The sequence below is a fragment of the Cellulomonas jepli genome, from assembly GCF_047229345.1.
Lineage (GTDB): Bacteria > Actinomycetota > Actinomycetes > Actinomycetales > Cellulomonadaceae > Cellulomonas_A.
In genome coordinates this window covers 1-1,910 of record NZ_JBFTER010000195.1, presented here as the reverse complement: position 1 = coordinate 1,910, position 1,910 = coordinate 1, and the positions used below count along the sequence as shown (strand labels likewise).

At 75.3% G+C, this 1,910-nt stretch carries 2 protein-coding genes; both read left to right on the top strand.

Features of this window, described 5'->3' with window-relative positions; all coding sequences use genetic code 11:
• Positions 1 to 58 precede the first annotated feature (58 nt).
• Positions 59 to 160, top strand: coding sequence for a hypothetical protein (locus tag AB6N24_RS23020; RefSeq protein ID WP_412871684.1), 102 nt, complete (start codon positions 59 to 61; stop codon positions 158 to 160).
• A gap of 161 nt (positions 161 to 321) precedes the next feature.
• On the top strand, positions 322 to 1,848 hold the full coding sequence (locus AB6N24_RS23015; RefSeq protein ID WP_412871683.1) for an MATE family efflux transporter: 1,527 nt from the start codon (positions 322 to 324) through the stop codon (positions 1,846 to 1,848).
• The last annotated feature ends 62 nt before the right edge of the window (positions 1,849 to 1,910 follow it).

Here is a 1,910-nt window from a genome sequence, read left to right as displayed (position 1 = left end):
CGATCACGGTGACGGTCTCGTGGGCTCGTAGTTGTGTATATGAGACCGGGGCAGCGGGGTGGGCGGCGCCGTCGTCGCCGTGGTGCTCGGGCTCGCCGCTGTGGTGCTCGGCGGGCTCGCGGCGACCCGAGCCCCGCAGGGCGGCACGGCGCGCGTGTGACGCCGCCGCGCACCGGCCGGCCCACCCACGCTCCCCCGGCCCGAGGAACCACCCGCGATCCCGCTTGACGAACGCCGGTCGAAACGATCCGATAGAGGCGAGCGACCGGCACGACCGACCACCGCGAACACCACCCAGCCCTATCTCGCGGAGGACCTGCCGTGCCCCGATCCCTGACGTCCGGAAGCCCCTGGCGCGTCATCTGCCTGTTCACCGTGCCGCTGTTCCTCGGCAACGTCGTCCAGCAGCTCTACCAGGTGACCGACGCGATCATCGTCGGGCGGGTGCTCGGGGTCGAGGCCCTCGCCGCGGTCGGCGCGACGGGCAGCTTCCTGTTCCTGCTGCTCGGGTTCACGTGGGGCATGACGACGGGCTTCGCGATCCCCACGGCGCAGGCCTTCGGCGCGGGCGACGCGCGGGCCGTGCGCCGGTCGGTCGCCGCCGGGACGATCCTCAGCGCGGCCGTGAGCCTGCTCGTCACCGTCGTCGCGCCGTTCCTCGCCGAGCCCGCGCTGCGCCTGCTGCGCACGCCGCCCGAGCTGCTGCCGCAGGCCACGACGTTCGCCGTCGTCACGTTCCTCGGCGCCGCGGCGATCATGTTCTTCAACTACCTCTCGGCGGTCCTGCGCGCGATCGGCGACTCCCGGACCCCGCTGCTCTACCTCGTCGCGAGCTGCGTGCTCAACATCGTGCTCGTCCTCGGGGCCGTGCCCGGCCTCGGGCTGGGCGTGGGCGGCGCGGCGCTCGCGACCGTGGTCTCGCAGGGCGTGTCGGTCGCGCTGTGCCTGGCGCACGTGCGCCGCCGGGTGCCCGCGCTGCACGTGCACCGCGAGGACTGGCGCGTCACGAGCGACGAGCTGCGCCACCAGCTCCGGCTCGGCCTGCCCATGGGGTTCCAGGCGTCGATCATCGCGATCGGCATCCTCGCGGTGCAGGTCCGGCTCAACGACCTCGGGGCCGACGCGGTCGCCGCGTACACGACCGCGTCGCGCGTCGACCAGTTCGCGATGGCGCTGCTCGGCTCCGCGGGGCTCGCGGTGTCGATGTTCGCCGCGCAGAACCTCGGCGCCGGGCGTGCGGACCGGATCCGCACGGGCGTCGTGCAGGCGCTGTGGCTCACGGTCGGCGGCTCCGCGGTGCTCGGCGCCGGGATCGCGCTCGGCGGGGCGACGCTCGTGCGGGTCTTCGTCGGCCCGGGCGAGGAGGCCGTCGTGTCGATGGCCACGTACTTCCTGCACGTCAACGGCGCGCTCTACGCGATCCTCGGCGCGCTGTTCGTGCTCCGCGGCGCGCTGCAGGGCCTCGGCCACACCTGGGTCCCGACCATCACGGGCGTGCTCGAGCTGGTCTGCCGGGTCGGCGCCGCCGTCGTGCTCGGCGCGTCCTGGGGCTACGAGGGGGTCGTGTGGGGCAACCCGCTCGCGTGGCTCGCGGCCCTCGCGCTCCTCGTGCCGGCGTACGTGCACGCGCACCGGACGCTCGCGGAGCTGGTCGCCGCGCGGACCCGGGGGCGGCGCGACCCCGTCGTGCTGGGCGAGCTCGCGTCGGGCGGCGACGTGCTCGACGCGGTCGCGACGGACGGGCAGGCGGACGCCACCGGCGACGCACGGGCGGGCTCGGGCACCGGCGTCCTGCACGACGCGGGTGCGCGGCGGAGCTCCGACGAGCGCTGCTCGTCGCCCTCCTGACGCACGGCCGCCTGCCCGCGGCCCGTCACCCGCGCCCGACCGACACCGGGATCGTCGCGCGC